This window comes from Ruegeria sp. YKSE079, assembly GCF_059612845.1.
In genome coordinates this window covers 86,976-105,734 of sequence record NZ_JBXWRJ010000012.1, presented here as the reverse complement: position 1 = coordinate 105,734, position 18,759 = coordinate 86,976, and the positions used below count along the sequence as shown (strand labels likewise).

Here is an 18,759-nt window from a genome sequence, read left to right as displayed (position 1 = left end):
GCATGACTATTTTTGCCGCAAAGGAGATTGGTCATGATCGCAGCTGAAAAATTCTGGGATGGGATTGCCGAGAAATATGCCCGCACGCCGATCCGGGACATGGACTCTTATGAGCGTACCCTGACACGGACGGCATCCTATCTGAAACCGTCCGATCAGGTTCTCGAACTGGGATGCGGTACCGGCACCACCGCATTGCGGCTGGCCCCGCAGGTGGCCGGGATCACCGCAACTGATGTCTCGCCAGGCATGCTGGCCGTTGGCACCCGCAAGGCGGCAGAGCAACATCAGGCCAATGTGCGGTTTGTGCAGGCCGAGGCCGGACAACCGCCCGAGGGCCCTTTTGACGTGGTGATGGCGTTCAACCTGTTGCATCTGGTCGAAGATCTGGACGCCACCCTGCACGAGGCGCGCGAGGTGACGAAAACCGGCGGGCTGCTCATCTCCAAGACCTTTTGCGCCCCGTCAACGGGGAGCAGTCTGAAATACCGGGTGATGCGGCTGATTTTGCCGCTGATGCAGCTTGTGGGCCGCGCCCCCCTCGTTCGCTTCATGTCCGAGGCGCAGCTGGATTCGGCGATCGAACGTGCAGGGTTCGAAATCGTCGAGCGCGACAGCTTTCCCGCCAAGGACGCCCGGCGCTTCATTGTCGCCAGAAAGGTTTGACCCGGGTTTTCAGATTTTGCCGAAACCTGATACGATGGTCCCGTCACGCCGGAGGCGTCTGACCCTCTGGCCATGGGGGGATGCATCATGGACAAGGAACGTATCGGAACATTCGCCGCGCACGTCTATCGTGACATGGCCGGGACGATGGCAATCGGAATGGGCTATCTCGGCCTCAAGTCGGGCCTGTTCGAGGCAATGAAGGATGGCGAACCGGTCACAGCAGCAGAGCTGGCAGACCGGACCGGCCTGACCGCCCGCTATGTCAAGGAATGGCTGCACGGCATGACAGCTGCAGGATGGCTGGAGCATGATGAACAGGCCGGGACCTTTTCGATGCCGCCCGAACACGGTTTTCTGCTGGCCTCCGAAGGAACCGATCACTTCATGGGCGGGTTGTTTCTGGCAGGTCCATCGCTGTTGTCACAGGCCCCGGCGGTCGCGCGGGCCTTTCGCGACGGCGGCGGCGTGAATTTCGACGCCTATGATCAGGACTGGATCGATGCGCTCGACCTGATGAATGGCGGCGCCTATCAGCACCGGCTGGCCAGCTATTGGATGAAACAACTGCCCGAAATTGACGAACGCCTCGCGGCCGGTGGCCGCGCACTGGATATCGGCTGCGGTGTCGGCAAGGTCTCGCTGGCGCTGGCCGCAGCTTATCCCGAGGCGCGGATCACTGGGTTCGACCCCGACGGCCCCTCGATTTCGCAGGCTCAGGCGGCGGCGCTGCAAGCGGGCGCGGACAATGTGCAATTCGTGCAGGGCGTGATCGCTGATATCGCACCAGAGCCGGTCTTTGACTTCGCCGGCATGTTCGACTGCCTGCACGATCTGGCAGAACCAAAAGCGACGTTGCGCAATGTCCGCCAACGCATTGCGCCCGGCGGCGTGCTGATGGTGATGGAGCCTCGGGCCGCGGATCGGCTGGCCGACAACACAAACCCGCTTGGCGCCGTCTATTACGGGTTCAGCCTGTTTCACTGCATGACGCAATCTCTGGCACAGGGCGGGCCCGGTCTGGGCACCTGCATGGGGCCGGACAAGGCGATGGCGCTGCTGCGCGAGGCCGGTTTTGCCGAGGTGCATGAATTGCCGATCAAAAGCCAGACCAACATGTTCTTTGCCGCGCGCGCGTGACGGGTATTGCCAGCCCGGCGCTGCCGGTTTGTCCTGCGGCCCGTTCCCGTGATACACGCGCAACGAGCAAAGGAGATTGCAATGGGTTTGAACGTTTACCTTTCGGGCGAAATTCACACGGACTGGCGCGAACAGATCATCGACGGCGCGCAGGGGCTGGATGTCACTTTCAACAGCCCGGTGACCGATCACGATGCCAGCGACGATTGCGGCACCACCATTCTGGGGGCCGAGCCGAACAAGTACTGGCACGACCACAAGGGGGCGATGGTCAACGCGATCCGCACCCGCAAGGGCATCGCCGATGCCGATGTCGTGGTGGTTCGCTTCGGCGACAAGTACAAGCAATGGAACGCGGCCTTTGATGCCGGGTATGCCGCCGCGCTGGGCAAGTCGATCATCGTCCTGCACGGCCCCGATCACCAGCACGCGCTGAAAGAGGTCGATGCCGCAGCCCTTGCCGTGGCCGAAGAGCCGCGTCAGGTTGTGGATATCCTGCGCTATGTCCTGACGGGCAAGCTGCCGCGCTGATCGCCCCGGACAGCGGACAAGCCGACAGAGTTACGGGGAAAACCGCCGATTCATACCCCTGGACCGCTTGAAACGGTTCTGGGATATGCCATCGAATTCCGCAATTGGGCGTGGAAATCGCCCGCAATGACAGAAGGAGAGGACAGTGGAAGAGGTCATGACACAGGCCGGAGCGTTCGCTCCGCTATTGCTGAGCGCGGTCAAGGCGCTGATCGTACTGGTTTTGGGCTGGATCGTCGCCGGAGCCATCGGCGGCATGGTCCGCAAGCGCATCAACGCGACACCACAGATCGACCCGACGCTGGGCAACTTCATGGCGAGCCTGGTGAAATGGGCGGTCCTGGCGATGGTGCTGGTCGCCGTCCTGGGCATTTTCGGTATCGAGGCCACAAGTATCGTTGCCATCCTCGGTGCCGCCTCGCTGGCCATCGGTCTGGCGCTGCAGGGCACGCTCAGCGATCTGGCCGCGGGCGTCATGCTGGTGGTGTTCCGGCCCTACAAGCTGGGCCAGTTTGTCGATATCGGCGGCACGGCGGGAACGGTGAAGGATCTCAATCTGTTCACCACCGAACTGGTGACCCCGGACAATGTGCAGATCATCGTGCCCAACGGTCAGTCCTGGGGTTCGATCATCATGAACTACTCCGCCCATGACACCCGCCGCGTCGATCTGGTGTTCGGCATCGACTATGGTGACAGCGCCGACAAGGCGATGGAGATCATACTGGACGTGGCCAGGGCCGACGGCCGGATCATGGCCGACCCCGAGCCATGGGTGAAGGTCACCAGCCTCGGCGACAGCTCGGTCGATCTGACTGCCCGGCTGTGGTGTGCGGCGGACGACTACTGGGACGTCAAGTTCGAACTGACCAAGGCCATCAAGGAAGCCTTTGACTCCAAGGGCATCTCGATCCCCTATCCGCATTCGGTGGAAATTCAGAAAGCGGGCTAAAGCCTTTCGGGAACACCCGGTATCGCCAATGCACTGACGCGCCCCGCGCTCTGGTGACATTGTCGATGCAGACTTCTCGGGTGTTTCTCCGAAAAGCCACAGGCGCTCCCGCCCGTCGTCATGGCGCTTGCGCACCATTCCTCCCGTTGGGCCCCGCGTCGCGCATTCCGCGCGGCGCAGTTGGTTCATTGAGATACCGTAAAACCCAAATGCAAACCCAAACCCAAATGCAAACGCGCCGCGCATGAAGCGCGGCGCGTAACAGGGCAGATGTCGCCCCGGCTAAGTTTATACCAGCGACTTGGGGTCGACCACGTCGAGGCCAAGCGCGGTGCCGACCGCTGCATAGGTCAGCTTGCCGGCGTGCACGTTAAGACCGTCCAGCAGGTGCGGATCGTCGGCACAGGCTTTCTTCCAGCCCTTGTCGGCCAGCGACAGCATGAACGGCATGGTGGCATTGCCCAACGCGATGGTCGAGGTGCGCGCAACCGCACCCGGCATGTTGGCCACGCAATAGTGCATGACGCCGTCAACTTCATAGACCGGATCGGCGTGAGTGGTGGCTTTCGAGGTCTCGAAACAGCCGCCTTGGTCGATGGCGACGTCCACCAGGGCCGCGCCCGGTTTCATCGTCGAAAGCTGTGCACGGCTGATCAGCTTGGGCGCAGCCGCGCCCGGGATCAGAACCGCGCCGATCACCATGTCTGCGGTCTCGATCAGCTCGGCCACGGCGCCCGCGGTCGAATACTGGTTCTTGAAGGTGCCGCCAAAAACGTCATCGAGGTAACGAAGGCGCGGGATCGACCGGTCGAGGATGGTGACATCAGCGCCCATGCCGGCGGCAATCTTGGCCGCGTGGGTGCCAACAACACCGCCGCCGATCACGACGACCTTTGCCGGACCAACACCCGGAACGCCGCCCATCAGGACGCCGCGGCCGCCATTGGCCTTTTGCAGGGTCCATGCGCCGACCTGCGGGGCCAGACGGCCGGCAACCTCGGACATCGGCGCCAGCAGCGGCAGGCCGCCATTGCGGTCGGTCACGGTCTCATAGGCGATGCAGGTCGCGCCCGAGGCCAGCAGATCATGGGTCTGGTCCGGGTCCGGCGCCAGGTGCAGATAGGTGAACAGAAGCTGGCCTTCGCGCAGCATCTTGCGCTCGACGGCCTGCGGCTCCTTGACCTTGACGATCATGTCGGCGGTGGCGAACACTTCTTCGGCGGTGTCGATGATCCGCGCGCCGATGGCGGTATAGGCGGCATCGTCAAACCCGGCACCCAGGCCGGCGCCGGTTTCGATGAGAACCTCATGGCCGCGCACGATGGCTTCGTGCGCTGCGTTCGGCGTCATGCCGACGCGAAATTCCTGAGGTTTGATTTCCTTGGGGCAACCGATTTTCATTTTTGCGATCTCCGTTCACAAACTGCCCAAATTATGTGCACTCTTATCTGCAATTTCTGTGAAACTCTGCTCGCGCTTTGAAGATAATTCGGGATAATCTTCGATATCTTGTCATAAATCTGCAATGGATGTGCGTGAATGAGCTTGGACGCAACAGATAGAAAGATTCTCTCGGCCCTCCAGCGCAAGGGCCGCATGTCCAATGCCGAACTGTCGGAACAAGCGAACCTGTCGCCGTCCGCCTGCCATCGCAGGGTGCAGCGGCTCGAGGCCGAGGGGTATATCCGAGACTACGTCGCCCTGCTGGATTCCCGCAAACTCGGGGTTCCCACCACGGTCTTCGTGGAAATCACCCTGCAAGGCCAGGCCGAAGAGGTGCTTGAAGCCTTCGAAAAGGCAGTGGCGCGCATTCCGGACGTTCTGGAATGCCACCTGATGGCGGGCACGGCCGACTATATTCTCAAGGTCGTCGCCGAGAACACCGAGGATTTCGCCCGCATCCACCGGCAATACCTCTCACGCCTTCCCGGCGTGGCGCAGATGCAAAGCTCGTTCGCGCTGCGCACCGTGTTCAAGACCACCGCCTTGCCGGTCTGACGGAATCAGACCGGGGCGGGATAGGTGAACAGGGCGAGATGGGCAAAGTTGAACCCGAAATGCATCGCCACCGGCACCCACAGCCGACCGGTCGCCCAATAGCCTAGCCCACAGGCCAGCCCCAAAAGCGCGGCGAAACCGGCAAGCGCCACGCCACCGCCGATATGCGCAAGGCCGAATAGCCCGCTGGCGGCCGCCACCCCCGCGACCGGCCCCAGCCACCGGATCAGGCCGGTTTGCAGGTAGCCGCGAAAGAAGGCCTCTTCCCCCAGACAGGTCAGCAGCAGGTTGGACAGCGCAAAGATCAGCCACCAGCCGGGCAGGCCCGGCTCGAACCGCAAGGCGCCGGTCAGCAGGGTCAGCAGGAACAGGGCGGGCAGCAGGGCAAGGCCAAGCATCAGCGCACGCGGCCGAAACGGGCTGCCCTGATGCAGGATCACCGGGCAGGCCAGCACAACGGCAAAGAACACCATCGGCTTGTCGATGTTGTAATACTGGGTGAACGTCGCGCTTGCGGGTCCTGACATCACCTCGTCCAGCACCATCAGGTTCCGCACGCCGGGCAGCAGATGTGCCCCCAAGACGAGGCACCACAGCATCAGTGCCGCATGCCCGGCAATACCGGCCCACCCGCTCAGCCGCCCAAGCCGCGACGCCCCCGCCAGCCCAAGCGCGATCACCCCAAGCGCCAAAGACGTCAGATAACCGAGCGCCACCACCACGCCGCCAAAAAGGCCCAGCAGCACAAGCGCCAGCCCCATGCGCTGCCTCAGCGCCGCGATGAGGGCCGCGAACAGAATGAACCACGGCCAGATCAACGGCAGAAACGATGGAAAAACGGGCATCGATACCTCTTTGGCAAGTTTGCGCCCTTGGTGGCGGCAAGATTGCGGCCGTTCAAGGGGGCAGGCGCTTGTATCTGCCTGAATTGAGGTCCACATTCAAATTTCCAGACATTACACCTCTCAAACCCACAGCGTGCCTCGCCTGTGCCGACGCGGCCGCTGACATGCCGGGGTCACAGAACCCGTCCAGTGTTTGAAAGACGTGAGCATTGAGGAGCAGAGATTGACCTACGAAAAAGAAATTTCACCCGAGGACTGGCTCGAAGCGGAGCTGCAGGACACCTTCGACGAAGATATCGAGATCGAATTCAACGAACCGATGCTGTCGATGGAGGTGCGCAAGATCTATCGCGATCAGCACCCCGAGATGCTTAACCGCCAGACTTATTTCCGCAACCTGCTGCGTCTGCAGGCGGAACTGATCAAGGTGCAGGACTGGGTCGTGCATACCGGCGCCAAGGTCTGCATCCTGTTCGAAGGCCGCGACAGCGCCGGCAAGGGCGGCGTGATCAAGCGGATCACCCAGCGCCTGAACCCGCGCGTCGCCCGCGTGGTGGCCCTCCCGGCCCCCAGCCGCCGTGAACAAAGCCAGTGGTATTTCCAGCGCTACGTGCCGCACCTGCCCGCCGCCGGTGAAATCGTGTTCTTCGACCGCTCGTGGTACAACCGCGCGGGCGTCGAACGGGTGATGGGGTTTGCAACCGAAGACCAGGTGGAACAGTTCTTTCAGGACGTTCCCGAATTCGAGCGCATGCTGGTTCGCTCGGGCATCATCCTGCTGAAATACTGGTTCTCGATCACCGACGAGGAACAGCAGTTGCGATTCCTCATGCGAATCCATGACCCGATGAAACAATGGAAACTGTCCCCGATGGATCTTGAATCCCGCATCCGCTGGGAATCCTATACCAAGGCCAAGGAAGACATGTTCTTCCGCACCAACATCCCCGAAGCGCCCTGGTATATCGTCGAAGGCAACGACAAGAAACGCGAGCGCCTGAACTGCATCGAACACCTGCTGACCAAGATCCCCTACGAGGATGTGCCGCAGGAAAAGGTCACGCTGCCGGATCGCAGATACAACCCGGATTACGAACGCCGGGTGCTGCCGGACGAGCTTTACGTGCCCAAGATCTATTGAAAGGTTCGGGCCGGCGCGCCCCGAAGTCTGCGCGCCGACCCGCGAGTGGTGTTTTGGCCAGAAAGGCGTACGTGAACTCACTCACGTTCTGCTCGATGGTGGTTGCCTGCAATCTTGTCGACAAGGTGCTGCAGGGTCGGTCTCGCTCGCGTCCAACGTCAGGGGGCGGTCCGTTGGTTGCGTATTTCGCGTCGACCTCTGCCAGCATATGTCGTTCGAAACTGCCTGTTACCGATCCAATATGCCTTTTGACACCCCTTTGTTTCCTTGATTCGTGGCGGTATTGAGGCGATGTCGTGACGGATTTGTTGCGGCGTTTGACGTTTGGGCTTCCCGTAACAACCTATAATTGCGGGAAAAGCCGGAACCGGCCGCCTTTGTGGCTGGATCAAAACCTCTGCGCTGCGGACTGCCACAGCGCAAAACATATCGCAAAATAGCATTTTTTATTGACCAGGTCTGTCCGCGACCACCCGGTCGCCAACATGCAAGACGCCTGATGGCAACCGGTCATTCTCGATCCGGGAACATGCGGATTTCAGATGACCTCAAGCACGCCTTCGCCCTCGAATACCGGGCTTGCCCACGTTGACAACCATCCTTTGCAGGGGATTGCGTGGTTGTTGCTGGCCACGACATTGTTTCCGGTTCAGGACGTGATCATCAAAAGCCTCAGCGGTGACTTCGCCGTGCACCAGATCGTGTTCTGGCGCGGCCTTTTTGCCTTGCCGATCGTGGTTGCGATTGCTTGGTACGAAGGCTCTCTCTGGCCATTGAAGCTGGGCTCGGTGCCGCTGCAACTGCTGCGCGCGGGGTCGGGTTTTTGTTCTTACCTGGTCTACTACATGGCTCTTGCGGCCATTGGCATGGCCGAAACTGCCGCCATTACATTTTCAACGCCGATATTCGTCACCATCTTCGCGACCTTCTTTCTGGGTGAACGGATCGGGCTGTTCCGCTGGTTCGCGGTCGTGCTGGGGCTGATCGGCGTCGTGGTGATCGTGCAACCCGGCGCGTCCGTGTTCGAGCCCGCCGCCGTGCTGGCGCTGTTGGCTGCCGTGGCTTATGCGGTCTCGATCATCTGCACCCGGCGAATCGGAAGCCGCAGCAACGGCGGTACGCTGACGCTGTTTTCGATCTTGTTCTTTATCACGGCGGGCGGCCTCTTGGGGATCGTCTTTTCGATCATCGACGTCGCATCGCCACACCCGAGCATTGCGTTTCTCTATCGGCACTGGACCACACCCAGCGCGACCGACTGGGGTCTGCTGCTGGCGCTGGGCTGTATCTCGGGCGTCGGGTTCTTTGCTCTCAGCCAGGCCTATCGTCTGGCCGAGGCCAGTGTGGTCACACCGTTCGAATACACCTATCTGCCCTGGTCCGTGTTGTGGGGCTATCTCGTCTTTGGCGCATTGCCGGGGCTGACGACATGGGTTGGGCTGGTCCTGATCGTCGGGGCCGGGCTGCTGATCGTCGTCCGCGAAAGCTTGCAGGGCCGCCGCGTGGTGCGCCGCCGTGGGTTGGGTGTGATGCGACAGCGGTGAAACCACCCGGTTTTCTTTTGTACATTTCGTACAATGGGGGTGTGAAAACCGGTACAAAAACGACAAACCCCCGGGGCGGGGCCGCGGGGGTCGTCAAATAGTGTCATCCAAAGCCGGAGGCGGTTTGCTTACAGCAGACCTTCACGCTGGAGTTTCTTACGCGCCAGTTTACGGGCACGACGGATCGCTTCAGCTTTCTCACGCGCTTTTTTCTCGGACGGCTTCTCGAAATGTTGCTTGAGCTTCATTTCACGGAAAACGCCTTCGCGCTGCAGCTTTTTCTTCAGGGCACGAAGCGCCTGATCGACATTGTTGTCGCGAACACTAACCTGCATGTGGTTGTCACCACCTTTCTAGATAGAGTTGCAATGAAATTTGCAGGAGGTGGCCGTATAGCAAAGCGCAAAGAACTTGTCTAGTACTGGGCCCAAGATAAGGAGGCGGCGATGACCACGGCATATGAAGACGCAAAAGAGCAACTGCTGGACGCGGCCCTGTCGCACGTTCCCTTTGACGGCTGGTCCGAAGCCACCTTTCGCGCCGCCATCGCTGATACTGAAATCGATGAAGGTCTGGCGCGCGCAATCTGCCCGCGCGGCGCGGTGGACCTCGCCTTGGCGTACCATGCGCGCGGCGACGCCGAGATGCTGCAGCGGCTTGAGGTCGAGGACCTTAGTGATCTGAAATTTCGGGAGAAAATCGCCGCTGCAGTGCGCTTTCGGCTGGAGGCGGTCGTCGACAAGGAAGCGGTGCGTCGCGGCGTGACGCTGTTCTCTCTGCCCACCCATGCCGCCGATGGGGCCAAGGCGATCTGGGGGACTTGCGATCTGATCTGGACCGCGCTTGGGGACACGTCCGAGGATGTGAACTGGTACACCAAGCGCATGACGCTTTCGGGGGTCTATTCCTCGACCGTGCTGTTCTGGCTGGGCGACGACTCGCCCGGCCATCAGGCGACGTGGGAGTTTCTTGACCGCCGCATCGGCGATGTCATGCAGTTCGAAAAGGTCAAGGCCCAGGTCAACAAGAACCCGTTGCTCAAACCATTTCTCGCGGTGCCAAACTGGTTGGCGGGACAGGTGCGCGCGCCTTCGAAATCCGACCCGGATTTGCCCGGTTCGCTGTCCCCCCGGAAATAGACACAGAACGGTCGCTTGCGGCTATGCGGTGCGGTTGCCGCCTGCTAGGCAAGTGCCAAAGGAGATATGCCGATGACCCAAACAATGCGCGCCGTCGAAATCACCACCCCCGGTGGGCCGGACGTTCTGCAATTGACCGAACGCCCGATGCCCGAACCGGCAAACGGACAGGTGGTTCTGAAAGTGGCCTATGCAGGCGTCAACCGCCCCGACGCCCTGCAACGCGCAGGGGCCTATGATCCGCCGCCGGGGGCCTCGGACCTGCCCGGTCTAGAAGCCTCGGGCGAGGTGGTCGCCGTCGGCACCGGTGTCGAAGGGGTGTCGGTTGGCGACAAGGTTTGCGCACTATTGCCAGGCGGGGGCTATGCCGAATACGTGGCCACACCCGCCGCGCACTGCCTGCCGGTGCCAGCGGGAATGAATATGAAAGAGGCCGCCTGCCTGCCCGAAACATTCTTCACCGTCTGGTCGAATGTATTCACCCGCGGTGGGTTGAAAGCGGGCGAACGGTTTCTGGTTCATGGAGGATCGAGCGGGATCGGAACAACCGCGATCCAATTGGCCAACGCTTTCGGTGCACGGGTCTTTGCCACTGCCGGATCGGACGAAAAATGTGATGCTTGTGTGAACCTCGGTGCCGAACGGGCGATCAACTACAAGACCGAGGATTTCGTCAAAGTGATGCGCGGCGAAGGTGGAGCGAATCTGATCCTCGACATGGTGGGCGGGGACTATATCCCGCGCAACGTCAAGGCACTGGCCGAGGATGGGCGACTTGTACAAATCGCCTTTCTGCAAGGGCCGGTGGTCGAATTGAACTTTGCCCTGATGATGGTCAAGCGCCTGACACTGACCGGCAGCACCCTGCGCCCGCAAAGCGATCTCGCCAAGGCGCAGATCGCACAAGACCTGCGTGAGGCGGTCTGGCCGCTGTTGGATACGGGCAAGGTGGCGCCGGTGATGGACAGCGAGTTTGATCTGGCCGATGCGGCCAAGGCACACGCGCGTATGGAAAGCTCGGGCCATATCGGCAAGATCGTTTTGAAAGTCGCGGGATAGCCCGACAGGCGGAACGCACCGGCCAAGGGCCGGTGCGCGCTGCGACCAAGGCTCAGGCGATGGCGCGGCGATAGAGGTGCCAAGTCGCGTGGCCCAGAAGCGGCATGACAAAAATCAATCCCAGCAGCAGTGGGATCGATCCAAGCACCAGCAACGCCGCGACGATGAAACCCCAGGTCAGGATGACCACCGGATTGTGGCGCAAGACACGAACCGAGGTGACCACCGCCACCGGCACACCTACCTTGCGGTCAAGCAACAGCGGGAAGCTGACAACACTGATGGCCAGCGCAATCAACGCAAAGCAAAAGCCGACGGCGGTTCCGATGACGATCATCGCCCAGCCTGCGCCCGTCGTCAGGGTGTCGCGGACAAAGGACGACAAAGAGGCCGGCGTTTCCGGGCCAAGAGTGTGCGCATAGATGCTTTGCGCGGTCATCAGCCATACAAGAAACAGCATCGTCAGATAAAATCCGAGAGCGAGGATGGCCCCGAAAGAGGGAGAGCGGAATACGCCAAAGGCGTCCAGCCAGTGCACTTCCTTGCCCATTTCCCTGCGGCGGCTGATTTCGTAAAGGCCCACGGCGGCAACCGGACCCAGGATCGCGAAACCGGCGACCAGAGGTGCCAGAAGCGGGACCATATTCTTTTGCAGCCCGAGGCCGAATAGCACGATCCCGGCAAGCGGATAGATGATTGCAATGAAAATGGCATCTGCGCGCGTCGCCAGAAAGTCTTCGCGACCTGCGCGAAGAGACGCCTTGAGGTCTTGCATCGTCAGTGTCTGCACCATCGGCGGATGCTCGACATCTGTACTGCCGATCTGACCGATGCTGTCAGTCAGGTGATCGCTGGTGGCGCCGAGATTGCGGGCGGCCCAGCTGATCGGATTTCCGATTGTTTTTGCCATGATCATCCCTTTCCTTGGCGGAGATGCGCCTCGGAATGATCCGGCTGACATGACGCTATTGGCCGGACCGACCGGCAGCGCCTACAAGCATTATAACACGGCCAGGCCTAAAACGCGGATCACCTCTTTGCGATCAGAGGATTGTTCAATGTGCAGGGTATGTTAGCCTGAACAAGAGACAGAGGAGACAGTCATGAACGATACAGCGCGCACCGTGGTCATTCATCAAACAGGTGGACCGGATGCCCTGCGGATCGAGGATCGCCCCGTCGGCGAGCCGGGTCCGGGTGAGGTCCGCATTCGCCACCGTGCCTGTGGGCTGAACTTTATCGACGTCTACCAGCGCTCTGGCCTTTATCCATTGGCGTTGCCGCACGCTTTGGGGATGGAGGCCTCGGGTGTGATCGAAGCCGTAGGAGAAGGCGTAACTCATCTTGAGCTTGGACAGCGCGCAGCTTACGCGGCGACCCCGCCCGGAGCCTATTGCAACGCGCGGGTGATGCCGGCCGCACAGGTCTGCCCGCTGCCGGATGAGGTTGGCTTTGATGAAGCGGCGGCTATGATGCTCAAGGGGATGACCGTCGAGTACCTGTTTCATCGCACCACGCCGTTGAAACGCGGGGATACGGTGTTGTTTCATGCGGCGGCAGGCGGAGTCGGTTTGATCGCCTGCCAGTGGGCCAAGTCAGAGGGGATCACCCTGATCGGAACCGCCGGGTCGGAAGAGAAGTGCAAACTTGCCCGTTTTCACGGTGCCGCGCATTGCATCAATTACCGGACTGAGAATTTTGCCGAAAGGGTTCGGGAATTGACCGGAGGTCAGGGGGTTGATGCCGTCATGGACTCTGTGGGCGCGGATACTTTCGAAGGGTCGCTGGATTGCCTCAAACCTTTGGGCATGATGATTTCGTTCGGTAATGCCTCGGGGCCCGTGCCGCCTTTCAACCTGGCGGTTCTGGGGCAAAAGGGCTCGCTAAAAATCACCCGCCCAACGCTGTTTACCCATATTGCCGATCACAGCGTCTGTCAGGCGATGGCGCGGCGCCTGTTCGGCAAGGTCACCGGTGGTGAGGTCAAGATCCGCATAGATCAGCGCTTCCCGCTTGAGCAGGTGGCGGATGCACACCGGGCGCTAGAGGCGCGGCAGACCACAGGCAGCACGATTTTGGAGCTTTAGGATCTGGCCTGGGTAACGATTGGCTGGCGGATAGAGATGGTCGGTTGAGAAAGCGAACGAGGTTTCCGCTGGTTACAGCTTCTTGGAATGAATGAACCGGCGCGGTGGGCGCGCCGGTTCGGGAGGACACCTGCCCCAAATCGGGGAGAGAAGGGCAGGTGATCGAGTTTTGTCAGCCGAAAACGCGGCCCAGAGCGCCGTCAACGGCATCGGTGATCTGATCGATGTCATCCGGCGTCGCAATCAGCGCGGGCGAGAAACACAGGGTGTTGTTGCGGCCCGGCAGCGACCGGTTGGTCACACCGATGATCACGCCCTGCGACATGCAGTCTGCAACTACTGCCTGCGCCAGTTTCTCGTCCACCGGTTCCTTGGTCGAACGGTCGGCGACCAGTTCGGCACCCAGGAACAGGCCCTTGCCGCGCACATCACCGACAACCTTGTGCTTCTCCATCAGTGCCTGCAGGTTGCCCATCATCCGGGCGCCCATTTCGGTGCAGTTGCCCAGCAGGTTCTCGTCCTCGATGATGCGCATATTCTCGATCGCCGCGGCGGGACCGGCGGTGCAGCCACCAAAAGTCGAGATGTCGCGGAAGTAGCCCATCGGATCGCTGGCGTCTTCCTTGAACATGTTGAACACCTCTTCGGTGGTCACCATACAGGCGATCGCGGCATAGCCCGAGGCAACACCCTTGGCCATGGTCACGAAATCCGGCTTGATTCCATATTGCTGGTAACCGAACCAGGTACCGGTGCGGCCAACGCCGCAGACGACCTCGTCAATATGCAACAGCACGTCGTATTTCTTGCAGATTTCCTGCACCCGTTCCCAGTATCCGGTGGGCGCTTCGATCACGCCGCCGCCCGCCGTCACCGGCTCAAGGCACAGCGCGCCGACGGTATCGGGGCCTTCGCGCAGAATCACCTCTTCGATCGCATCTGCCGCTGCACGGCCGAATGCTTCGCCGGACAACTCCTCTTTACCCAGTTCGTGCTTGCGATATTCCATGCAGTGCGGAACGCGTACGAAATCGGGCGCGAACGGGCCGTATTGTGCGTTGCGTTCGTCCTGGCCACCCGCTGACATGGTGGCAAGGGTCGAGCCGTGATAGTCGCGGTCGCGATAAAGTATCTTGGTCTTCTTACCGCCATAGCGCTTGTGCGCGATCTGGCGAACCATCTTGAAGGCCTTCTCGTTCGCCTCGGAGCCGGAGTTGGTGTAATAGACCCGGCTCATGCCCGGCATCTTGTCGATCAGTTTTTCGGCAAAGATCGCACCGGGGATCGAACCGGCGGAATTGGCGAAATAACACAGTTTCATCAGTTGGTCATAGACCGCCTTGCAGATCGATTCGCGGCCATAGCCGACGTTGACGGTCCACACACCGCCGGAAACGGCATCAAGGTGTTCCTTACCCTTCTGATCCCAGACGCGCATGCCCTTGCCTTCGACAATGATACGCGGGTCATTGGTTTCAAATGGTTTATGCTGGATCAGATGATGCCAGATATGAGCGCGGTCGGCTTCGACCACACGGGAGAGATCGTTTTCGTTGAACGTGCCGTCCATGACATGTCCTTTCAAGATGAAGCGGTGCTCGGTCTACGGGGCACAGCCCGCCAGAGCAGATTGTTTTCCATAAACCAGATCACCGCGAAAGGGCACAATTATATAGGGCCAGTTCGTTTGATCACTTATCTCCAGACCGGCGCCGCATGGGTAATATTACCGGTTTGTCAGATGCTGTGCTTTGTGCTCAAACTTCGGTTCGAAGATCAGGGAGGAAACGGGTGATGACTTTGCCAAATATCTATGAGCGCCATCTGGACCAGAACCGGGCTAATTACACGGCCTTGTCACCACTCAGCTATCTGGAACGCACTGCGGCGGTATATCCCGACTATCCGTCCGTCGTGTACGGTGATCGGCGTTATACATGGGCCGAAACCTATGCCCGTTGCCGACGTCTGGCCAGTGCGCTTTCGGTCCATGGGATCGGGCAGGGCGATACGGTATCGATCATCGCCGCTAACATTCCCGAGATGTACGAGGCGCATTTCGGGGTGCCTATGGCTGGTGCTGTTTTGAACGCGATCAACACGCGGCTGGATGCCCCCATCGTCGCCTTCATTCTGGAGCACGCCGAGGCCAAGGTTCTGTTGGTCGATCCCGAGTTTTCGGGTGTTGTCAAAGACGCTCTTTCCCAGATCGACCTTCCCGATCTTCTGGTGATCGACATCGAAGACCCGAGTTTCGAGCGTGGCGAAAAGCTGGGGACGCTCAGCTATGAAGCGCTTCTGGCCGAGGGCAATCCGGATTTCGCGTGGGGACTGCCTGGTGACGAGTGGGATGCGATTGCACTGAATTACACCTCTGGAACCACCGGAAACCCCAAGGGCGTCGTTTATCACCATCGCGGTGCTGCGCTGAATGCTACGTCCAACATCCTCACCTGGGGAATGCCGCAGCATTCGGTCTATCTGTGGACCTTGCCGATGTTTCATTGCAACGGCTGGTGCTTTCCCTGGACTATGGCCGCGAATGCGGGAACATCGGTCTGCCTGCGCGCCGTGCGGGACGAGCCGATCTTTAATGCTTTCCGGGAAGAGAAGGTCACCCATTTCTGCGGCGCACCCATCGTGCTGAACATGCTGGCGAACGCGCCCGATCATCTCAAGAATTTTGATTGCCAGATCAAGGCGATGACCGCTGGTGCACCACCACCTGCGGCTGTGATCGAAAAGATGGAGGCGATGGGCGTAGAGGTCACGCATGTCTATGGCCTGACGGAAACTTACGGACCCTCTGTCGTCTGCGCCTGGAAAGAGGAATGGAATCAGAAAGGCGCCGAGGAACGCGCCGCGCTCAAGGTTCGGCAGGGAGTCAAATATCTGGCGCTGTCAGGTCTGATGGTGGCCGACCCCGAGACAATGGAACCGGTCCCGGCCGATGGCGAGACCATGGGCGAGATCTTTATGCAGGGCAATATCGTGATGAAGGGGTATCTGAAGAACCCCGATGCTACCGATAAGGCATTCAAGGGCGGCTGGTTCGCGTCGGGCGATCTGGGGGTGATGCACCCTGACGGGTATATCGCGCTCAAGGACCGGTCCAAGGACATTATCATTTCGGGGGGCGAGAATATCTCTTCGGTCGAGGTCGAGGGTATTCTTTACAAGCACCCCTCGGTCATGGAAGCAGCGGTGGTGGCGCGACCGGACGAAAAATGGGGAGAAACACCCTGTGCTTTTGTCGAGCTGAAACCCGGGCGCGAAGCGACGGAGGCGGAATTGATTGCGTTCTGCCGGGACAACATGGCCCATTTCAAGGCACCCAAAACGGTTGTGTTCGGGGCATTGCCGAAGACATCGACCGGCAAGATACAGAAATTCATCCTGCGGGATCAGGCGCGGGCACTGTCTTAGTCGTCAAAGCCGTCGAAGATCGACAAATCCAGGTCCAGCATTTCGCCCATCCAGATTGCCCGATCCCGGTGGTCGGCCAGATGGTCGCCGGTTTCCGGGTGTGTGAAAATGGTCAGACCCTGCCGGTTGAGCATCAGCCACGGAATCACCCGGTAGAAGGCTTCGGGGCCGAAAGCCAATTGGCAACTCCATCGCGGGTGGGGTCCGACGTTTTTTGAATGCACGCGGCCCATCTTGACCGGAAACAGGCGCGTGGCCTCTTCGCAGATTTGTCGGGCGGTTTCTTGTGTTTTCTCGTCGAAATAGACGTGGGCATGATAGCCGGTGATGTCGGGCATAACGTTCTCCTGGACCAAGTCGGAGAAGACTATCACCCAAGCCAATTCTGGCAATTCATCGCCACCAAACAGATCGTGTGCAACCGTGCGGGCGCGTTTGGCGACGATAAGAAAACGGTTCACAATGACTCTATTCTCCCTTAGAACGCACCATTCTCTTAAAGTCTGGCCAAGATCATGTCACAGAACCGATCCGAACTGCTGATGCCTGCGGGCAACCTGCGCAAGCTGAAGATGGCGATCCTATACGGGGCCGATGCCGTATATCTGGGTACGCCGGATTTGTCGCTGCGCACGAAATCTGAGTTTTCGCTGGATGAAGTGATTGAGGGCGTCGAATTCTGCCATGAACATGGTCGGCGGGCGTATCTGACGCTGAACCTGTTTTCGCACAACAAGGATATTCCCAAGCTTGATGAATACATTGACACGGTGCGCAAGGTTAAGCCGGACGGCCTGATCGTGGCCGATCCGGGCGTGTTCCAATACGTACGCGAACGCGCGCCGGAACTGCCGCTGCATGTCTCTACTCAAAGCAACATCTGTTCGTGGCTGTCGGTAAAATTCTGGCAGGATCAGGGGGCCGAGTTGTGTGTTTTGGCGCGTGAGGTATCCTTTGCGGAACTCAAGGAGATCCGCGAGAAATGCCCGAATATCAAGCTTGAGGCCTTTGTGCACGGGGCCATGTGTATGACCTATTCAGGCCGCTGCCTGTTGTCGAATTTCATGGCCGAGCGCGGTGCCAACCAGGGTAACTGCGCCAACTCCTGCCGCTGGAACTATTCATTCCGCATGCGGATGAAGGACGGCACGGTGCAAGATCTAAACATCACGGACGAGAATGCCGATCTGTTCGAGTTTTTGCTGGAAGAAGGGTGCCGCCCCGGCGAGTTGATGCCCATCGAGGAGGATGGGCGGGGATCGTATATCCTGAACTCCAAAGACCTTTGCATCATGCCCAAACTCAACGAGTATCTTGAGATCGGCGTAGATAGCCTAAAGGTCGAAGGGCGTGGCAAGTCGGAATACTATGCCGCCATCGTCGCGCGGGCCTATCGCATGGCCATCGACGACTATTATGCCGATCCCGAGAACTGGGACCCCAAACCTTACATGCGCGAGTTGGAGGCGGTCGGAAACCGGGGGTACACGCTGGCCTTTCATGATGGGCGCCTGTCAAACTATTCGCATGGCTATGAACACACCGCCTCGCTTGCCCAATGGGAATATGCAGGCGTTGTGACCGAGGTGACTGATGATGCATTCCTTGTTGAGGTGAAGAACAAGCTTGAGGCCGGCGAGGTGCTTGAGTTTGTCTCGCCCATCGCGCGTGAAACGGTATTGTTGAGGGCCTACGATTTTGAACGTGCCGAAGATAGCGAGCGTTTGGATGTGATACACGGAAGCACCAAGACCGTGATCCGTCTGCCGTTCACGTTGTTCGATCACGAGGACATCGACGAACTGCGTGGCCGCTTCCCGGTGTTTTCGGTTTTGCGCAAGGAACGTGCCCTGACAGACGAACAGTGGAACAGGGTGCGTTTCGACAAGCTGACGCAAGGTCTGGAAATATCGGGCCGCGACAATCCGAAAGCTTATGAGCGCCGCCGCGACGCACTGGTCGACAGCATCGGCGAAGGGGCGAATGACCGGCGGTTCAAGACCAACCGGGTCGGTACCGAAGGGTGCTGCGGTCGAGGCTGCAACGGATGCCTGATCTTTTGGCAAGACGATCAATATGCTCAGGCACGCGAGGTTTTGATGAAGCGCAAACAAGGCGAACAGCTTTCCCGCGCCGAAGCGTCGAGCTTGCGCCAGGTTGAAACCGCACGCTAGAGGCTTTTGATCATTTCCAATGACGTGAATTGGAACCGCTCGGGCATAGTGGCCGAG

General features: G+C 59.8%; 18 protein-coding genes. 12 read left to right on the top strand and 6 right to left on the bottom strand.

Annotated elements, in window-relative coordinates; genetic code table 11:
- Window positions 1–33: 33 nt before the first annotated feature.
- The 4 genes from AC2FMY_RS12970 (at window position 34) to AC2FMY_RS12955 (ending at window position 3,289) form a co-directional block, all read left to right on the top strand.
- Window positions 34–666 carry a class I SAM-dependent methyltransferase gene (locus AC2FMY_RS12970; RefSeq protein WP_496747344.1) on the top strand — a complete coding sequence of 211 codons (633 nt, stop codon included), beginning with the start codon at window positions 34–36 and terminating at the stop codon, window positions 664–666.
- A gap of 87 nt (window positions 667–753) precedes the next feature.
- Window positions 754–1,806: a class I SAM-dependent methyltransferase gene (locus AC2FMY_RS12965; RefSeq protein WP_496747346.1), complete on the top strand. Its 1,053-nt coding sequence runs from the start codon at window positions 754–756 to the stop codon at window positions 1,804–1,806.
- A gap of 81 nt (window positions 1,807–1,887) precedes the next feature.
- Window positions 1,888–2,337 carry a YtoQ family protein gene (locus AC2FMY_RS12960; RefSeq protein WP_480750714.1) on the top strand — a complete coding sequence of 150 codons (450 nt, stop codon included), beginning with the start codon at window positions 1,888–1,890 and terminating at the stop codon, window positions 2,335–2,337.
- 157 nt (window positions 2,338–2,494) lie between these two features.
- On the top strand, window positions 2,495–3,289 hold the full coding sequence (locus tag AC2FMY_RS12955; RefSeq protein WP_480750748.1) for a mechanosensitive ion channel family protein: 795 nt from the start codon (window positions 2,495–2,497) through the stop codon (window positions 3,287–3,289).
- 288 nt (window positions 3,290–3,577) lie between these two features.
- On the opposite strand, the gene ald is transcribed toward AC2FMY_RS12955, so the two are convergent.
- Complete coding sequence (ald, locus tag AC2FMY_RS12950) at window positions 3,578–4,690, bottom strand: alanine dehydrogenase (RefSeq protein ID WP_480750713.1); 1,113 nt, start codon at window positions 4,688–4,690, stop codon at window positions 3,578–3,580.
- 138 nt (window positions 4,691–4,828) lie between these two features.
- Between ald and AC2FMY_RS12945 the strand changes: the two genes are divergently transcribed.
- Window positions 4,829–5,287 carry an Lrp/AsnC family transcriptional regulator gene (locus AC2FMY_RS12945; RefSeq protein ID WP_496747349.1) on the top strand — a complete coding sequence of 153 codons (459 nt, stop codon included), beginning with the start codon at window positions 4,829–4,831 and terminating at the stop codon, window positions 5,285–5,287.
- A gap of 5 nt (window positions 5,288–5,292) precedes the next feature.
- Here AC2FMY_RS12945 and AC2FMY_RS12940 read toward each other — a convergent pair whose 3' ends face one another.
- Complete coding sequence (locus AC2FMY_RS12940; protein ID WP_496807482.1) at window positions 5,293–6,132, bottom strand: CPBP family intramembrane glutamic endopeptidase; 840 nt, start codon at window positions 6,130–6,132, stop codon at window positions 5,293–5,295.
- Window positions 6,133–6,340: 208 nt separating this feature from the next.
- Between AC2FMY_RS12940 and ppk2 the strand changes: the two genes are divergently transcribed.
- The gene (ppk2, locus tag AC2FMY_RS12935) at window positions 6,341–7,273 is read left to right on the top strand and encodes a polyphosphate kinase 2 (protein ID WP_496807491.1); all 933 of its coding nucleotides are present in this window, start codon (window positions 6,341–6,343) and stop codon (window positions 7,271–7,273) included.
- Window positions 7,274–7,815: 542 nt separating this feature from the next.
- On the top strand, window positions 7,816–8,817 hold the full coding sequence (locus tag AC2FMY_RS12930; RefSeq protein WP_496807481.1) for a DMT family transporter: 1,002 nt from the start codon (window positions 7,816–7,818) through the stop codon (window positions 8,815–8,817).
- Window positions 8,818–8,945: 128 nt separating this feature from the next.
- On the opposite strand, the gene rpsU is transcribed toward AC2FMY_RS12930, so the two are convergent.
- Window positions 8,946–9,152, bottom strand: a complete 207-nt coding sequence (rpsU, locus tag AC2FMY_RS12925; protein ID WP_024088814.1) for a 30S ribosomal protein S21 — start codon at window positions 9,150–9,152, stop codon at window positions 8,946–8,948.
- Window positions 9,153–9,263: 111 nt separating this feature from the next.
- Between rpsU and AC2FMY_RS12920 the strand changes: the two genes are divergently transcribed.
- The gene (locus AC2FMY_RS12920; RefSeq protein WP_480750708.1) at window positions 9,264–9,956 is read left to right on the top strand and encodes a COQ9 family protein; all 693 of its coding nucleotides are present in this window, start codon (window positions 9,264–9,266) and stop codon (window positions 9,954–9,956) included.
- 72 nt (window positions 9,957–10,028) lie between these two features.
- Complete coding sequence (locus tag AC2FMY_RS12915) at window positions 10,029–11,015, top strand: NAD(P)H-quinone oxidoreductase (RefSeq protein WP_496747357.1); 987 nt, start codon at window positions 10,029–10,031, stop codon at window positions 11,013–11,015.
- A 52-nt stretch (window positions 11,016–11,067) separates the two neighbouring features.
- Here AC2FMY_RS12915 and AC2FMY_RS12910 read toward each other — a convergent pair whose 3' ends face one another.
- Window positions 11,068–11,925: a DUF2189 domain-containing protein gene (locus AC2FMY_RS12910; protein WP_480750706.1), complete on the bottom strand. Its 858-nt coding sequence runs from the start codon at window positions 11,923–11,925 to the stop codon at window positions 11,068–11,070.
- Between the two features lie 193 nt (window positions 11,926–12,118).
- On the opposite strand from AC2FMY_RS12910, the gene AC2FMY_RS12905 reads away from it, so the two are divergent.
- Window positions 12,119–13,102, top strand: a complete 984-nt coding sequence (locus tag AC2FMY_RS12905; protein ID WP_496747360.1) for a quinone oxidoreductase family protein — start codon at window positions 12,119–12,121, stop codon at window positions 13,100–13,102.
- 172 nt (window positions 13,103–13,274) lie between these two features.
- Here the strand turns inward: AC2FMY_RS12905 and AC2FMY_RS12900 are convergent, their stop codons facing one another.
- Complete coding sequence (locus AC2FMY_RS12900) at window positions 13,275–14,672, bottom strand: aminotransferase family protein (RefSeq protein WP_480750704.1); 1,398 nt, start codon at window positions 14,670–14,672, stop codon at window positions 13,275–13,277.
- A gap of 224 nt (window positions 14,673–14,896) precedes the next feature.
- Here AC2FMY_RS12900 and AC2FMY_RS12895 point away from each other — a divergent pair, with 224 nt between their 5' ends.
- Window positions 14,897–16,528, top strand: a complete 1,632-nt coding sequence (locus AC2FMY_RS12895) for an acyl-CoA synthetase (RefSeq protein WP_496747362.1) — start codon at window positions 14,897–14,899, stop codon at window positions 16,526–16,528.
- Here AC2FMY_RS12895 and AC2FMY_RS12890 read toward each other — a convergent pair.
- A complete protein-coding gene (locus tag AC2FMY_RS12890) occupies window positions 16,525–16,866 on the bottom strand; it encodes a DOPA 4,5-dioxygenase family protein (protein WP_496807480.1) in 342 nt (113 codons plus the stop codon). The genes AC2FMY_RS12895 and AC2FMY_RS12890 overlap by 4 nt on opposite strands.
- Before the next feature lie 177 nt (window positions 16,867–17,043).
- Between AC2FMY_RS12890 and AC2FMY_RS12885 the strand changes: the two genes are divergently transcribed.
- Window positions 17,044–18,702 carry a U32 family peptidase gene (locus AC2FMY_RS12885; protein WP_480750701.1) on the top strand — a complete coding sequence of 553 codons (1,659 nt, stop codon included), beginning with the start codon at window positions 17,044–17,046 and terminating at the stop codon, window positions 18,700–18,702.
- Window positions 18,703–18,759 lie beyond the last annotated feature (57 nt).

Coding starts and splice junctions, on each gene's coding strand:
- AC2FMY_RS12970 (WP_496747344.1), top strand. CDS start 34: ATGATCGCAGCTGAAAAATTCTGGGATGGGATTGCCGAGAAATATGCC.
- AC2FMY_RS12965 (WP_496747346.1), top strand. CDS start 754: ATGGACAAGGAACGTATCGGAACATTCGCCGCGCACGTCTATCGTGAC.
- AC2FMY_RS12960 (WP_480750714.1), top strand. CDS start 1,888: ATGGGTTTGAACGTTTACCTTTCGGGCGAAATTCACACGGACTGGCGC.
- AC2FMY_RS12955 (WP_480750748.1), top strand. CDS start 2,495: ATGACACAGGCCGGAGCGTTCGCTCCGCTATTGCTGAGCGCGGTCAAG.
- ald (WP_480750713.1), bottom strand. CDS start 4,690: ATGAAAATCGGTTGCCCCAAGGAAATCAAACCTCAGGAATTTCGCGTC.
- AC2FMY_RS12945 (WP_496747349.1), top strand. CDS start 4,829: ATGAGCTTGGACGCAACAGATAGAAAGATTCTCTCGGCCCTCCAGCGC.
- AC2FMY_RS12940 (WP_496807482.1), bottom strand. CDS start 6,132: ATGCCCGTTTTTCCATCGTTTCTGCCGTTGATCTGGCCGTGGTTCATT.
- AC2FMY_RS12930 (WP_496807481.1), top strand. CDS start 7,816: ATGACCTCAAGCACGCCTTCGCCCTCGAATACCGGGCTTGCCCACGTT.
- rpsU (WP_024088814.1), bottom strand. CDS start 9,152: ATGCAGGTTAGTGTTCGCGACAACAATGTCGATCAGGCGCTTCGTGCC.
- AC2FMY_RS12920 (WP_480750708.1), top strand. CDS start 9,264: ATGACCACGGCATATGAAGACGCAAAAGAGCAACTGCTGGACGCGGCC.
- AC2FMY_RS12915 (WP_496747357.1), top strand. CDS start 10,029: ATGACCCAAACAATGCGCGCCGTCGAAATCACCACCCCCGGTGGGCCG.
- AC2FMY_RS12910 (WP_480750706.1), bottom strand. CDS start 11,925: ATGGCAAAAACAATCGGAAATCCGATCAGCTGGGCCGCCCGCAATCTC.
- AC2FMY_RS12905 (WP_496747360.1), top strand. CDS start 12,119: ATGAACGATACAGCGCGCACCGTGGTCATTCATCAAACAGGTGGACCG.
- AC2FMY_RS12900 (WP_480750704.1), bottom strand. CDS start 14,672: ATGGACGGCACGTTCAACGAAAACGATCTCTCCCGTGTGGTCGAAGCC.
- AC2FMY_RS12895 (WP_496747362.1), top strand. CDS start 14,897: ATGACTTTGCCAAATATCTATGAGCGCCATCTGGACCAGAACCGGGCT.
- AC2FMY_RS12890 (WP_496807480.1), bottom strand. CDS start 16,866: ATGCCCGACATCACCGGCTATCATGCCCACGTCTATTTCGACGAGAAA.
- AC2FMY_RS12885 (WP_480750701.1), top strand. CDS start 17,044: ATGTCACAGAACCGATCCGAACTGCTGATGCCTGCGGGCAACCTGCGC.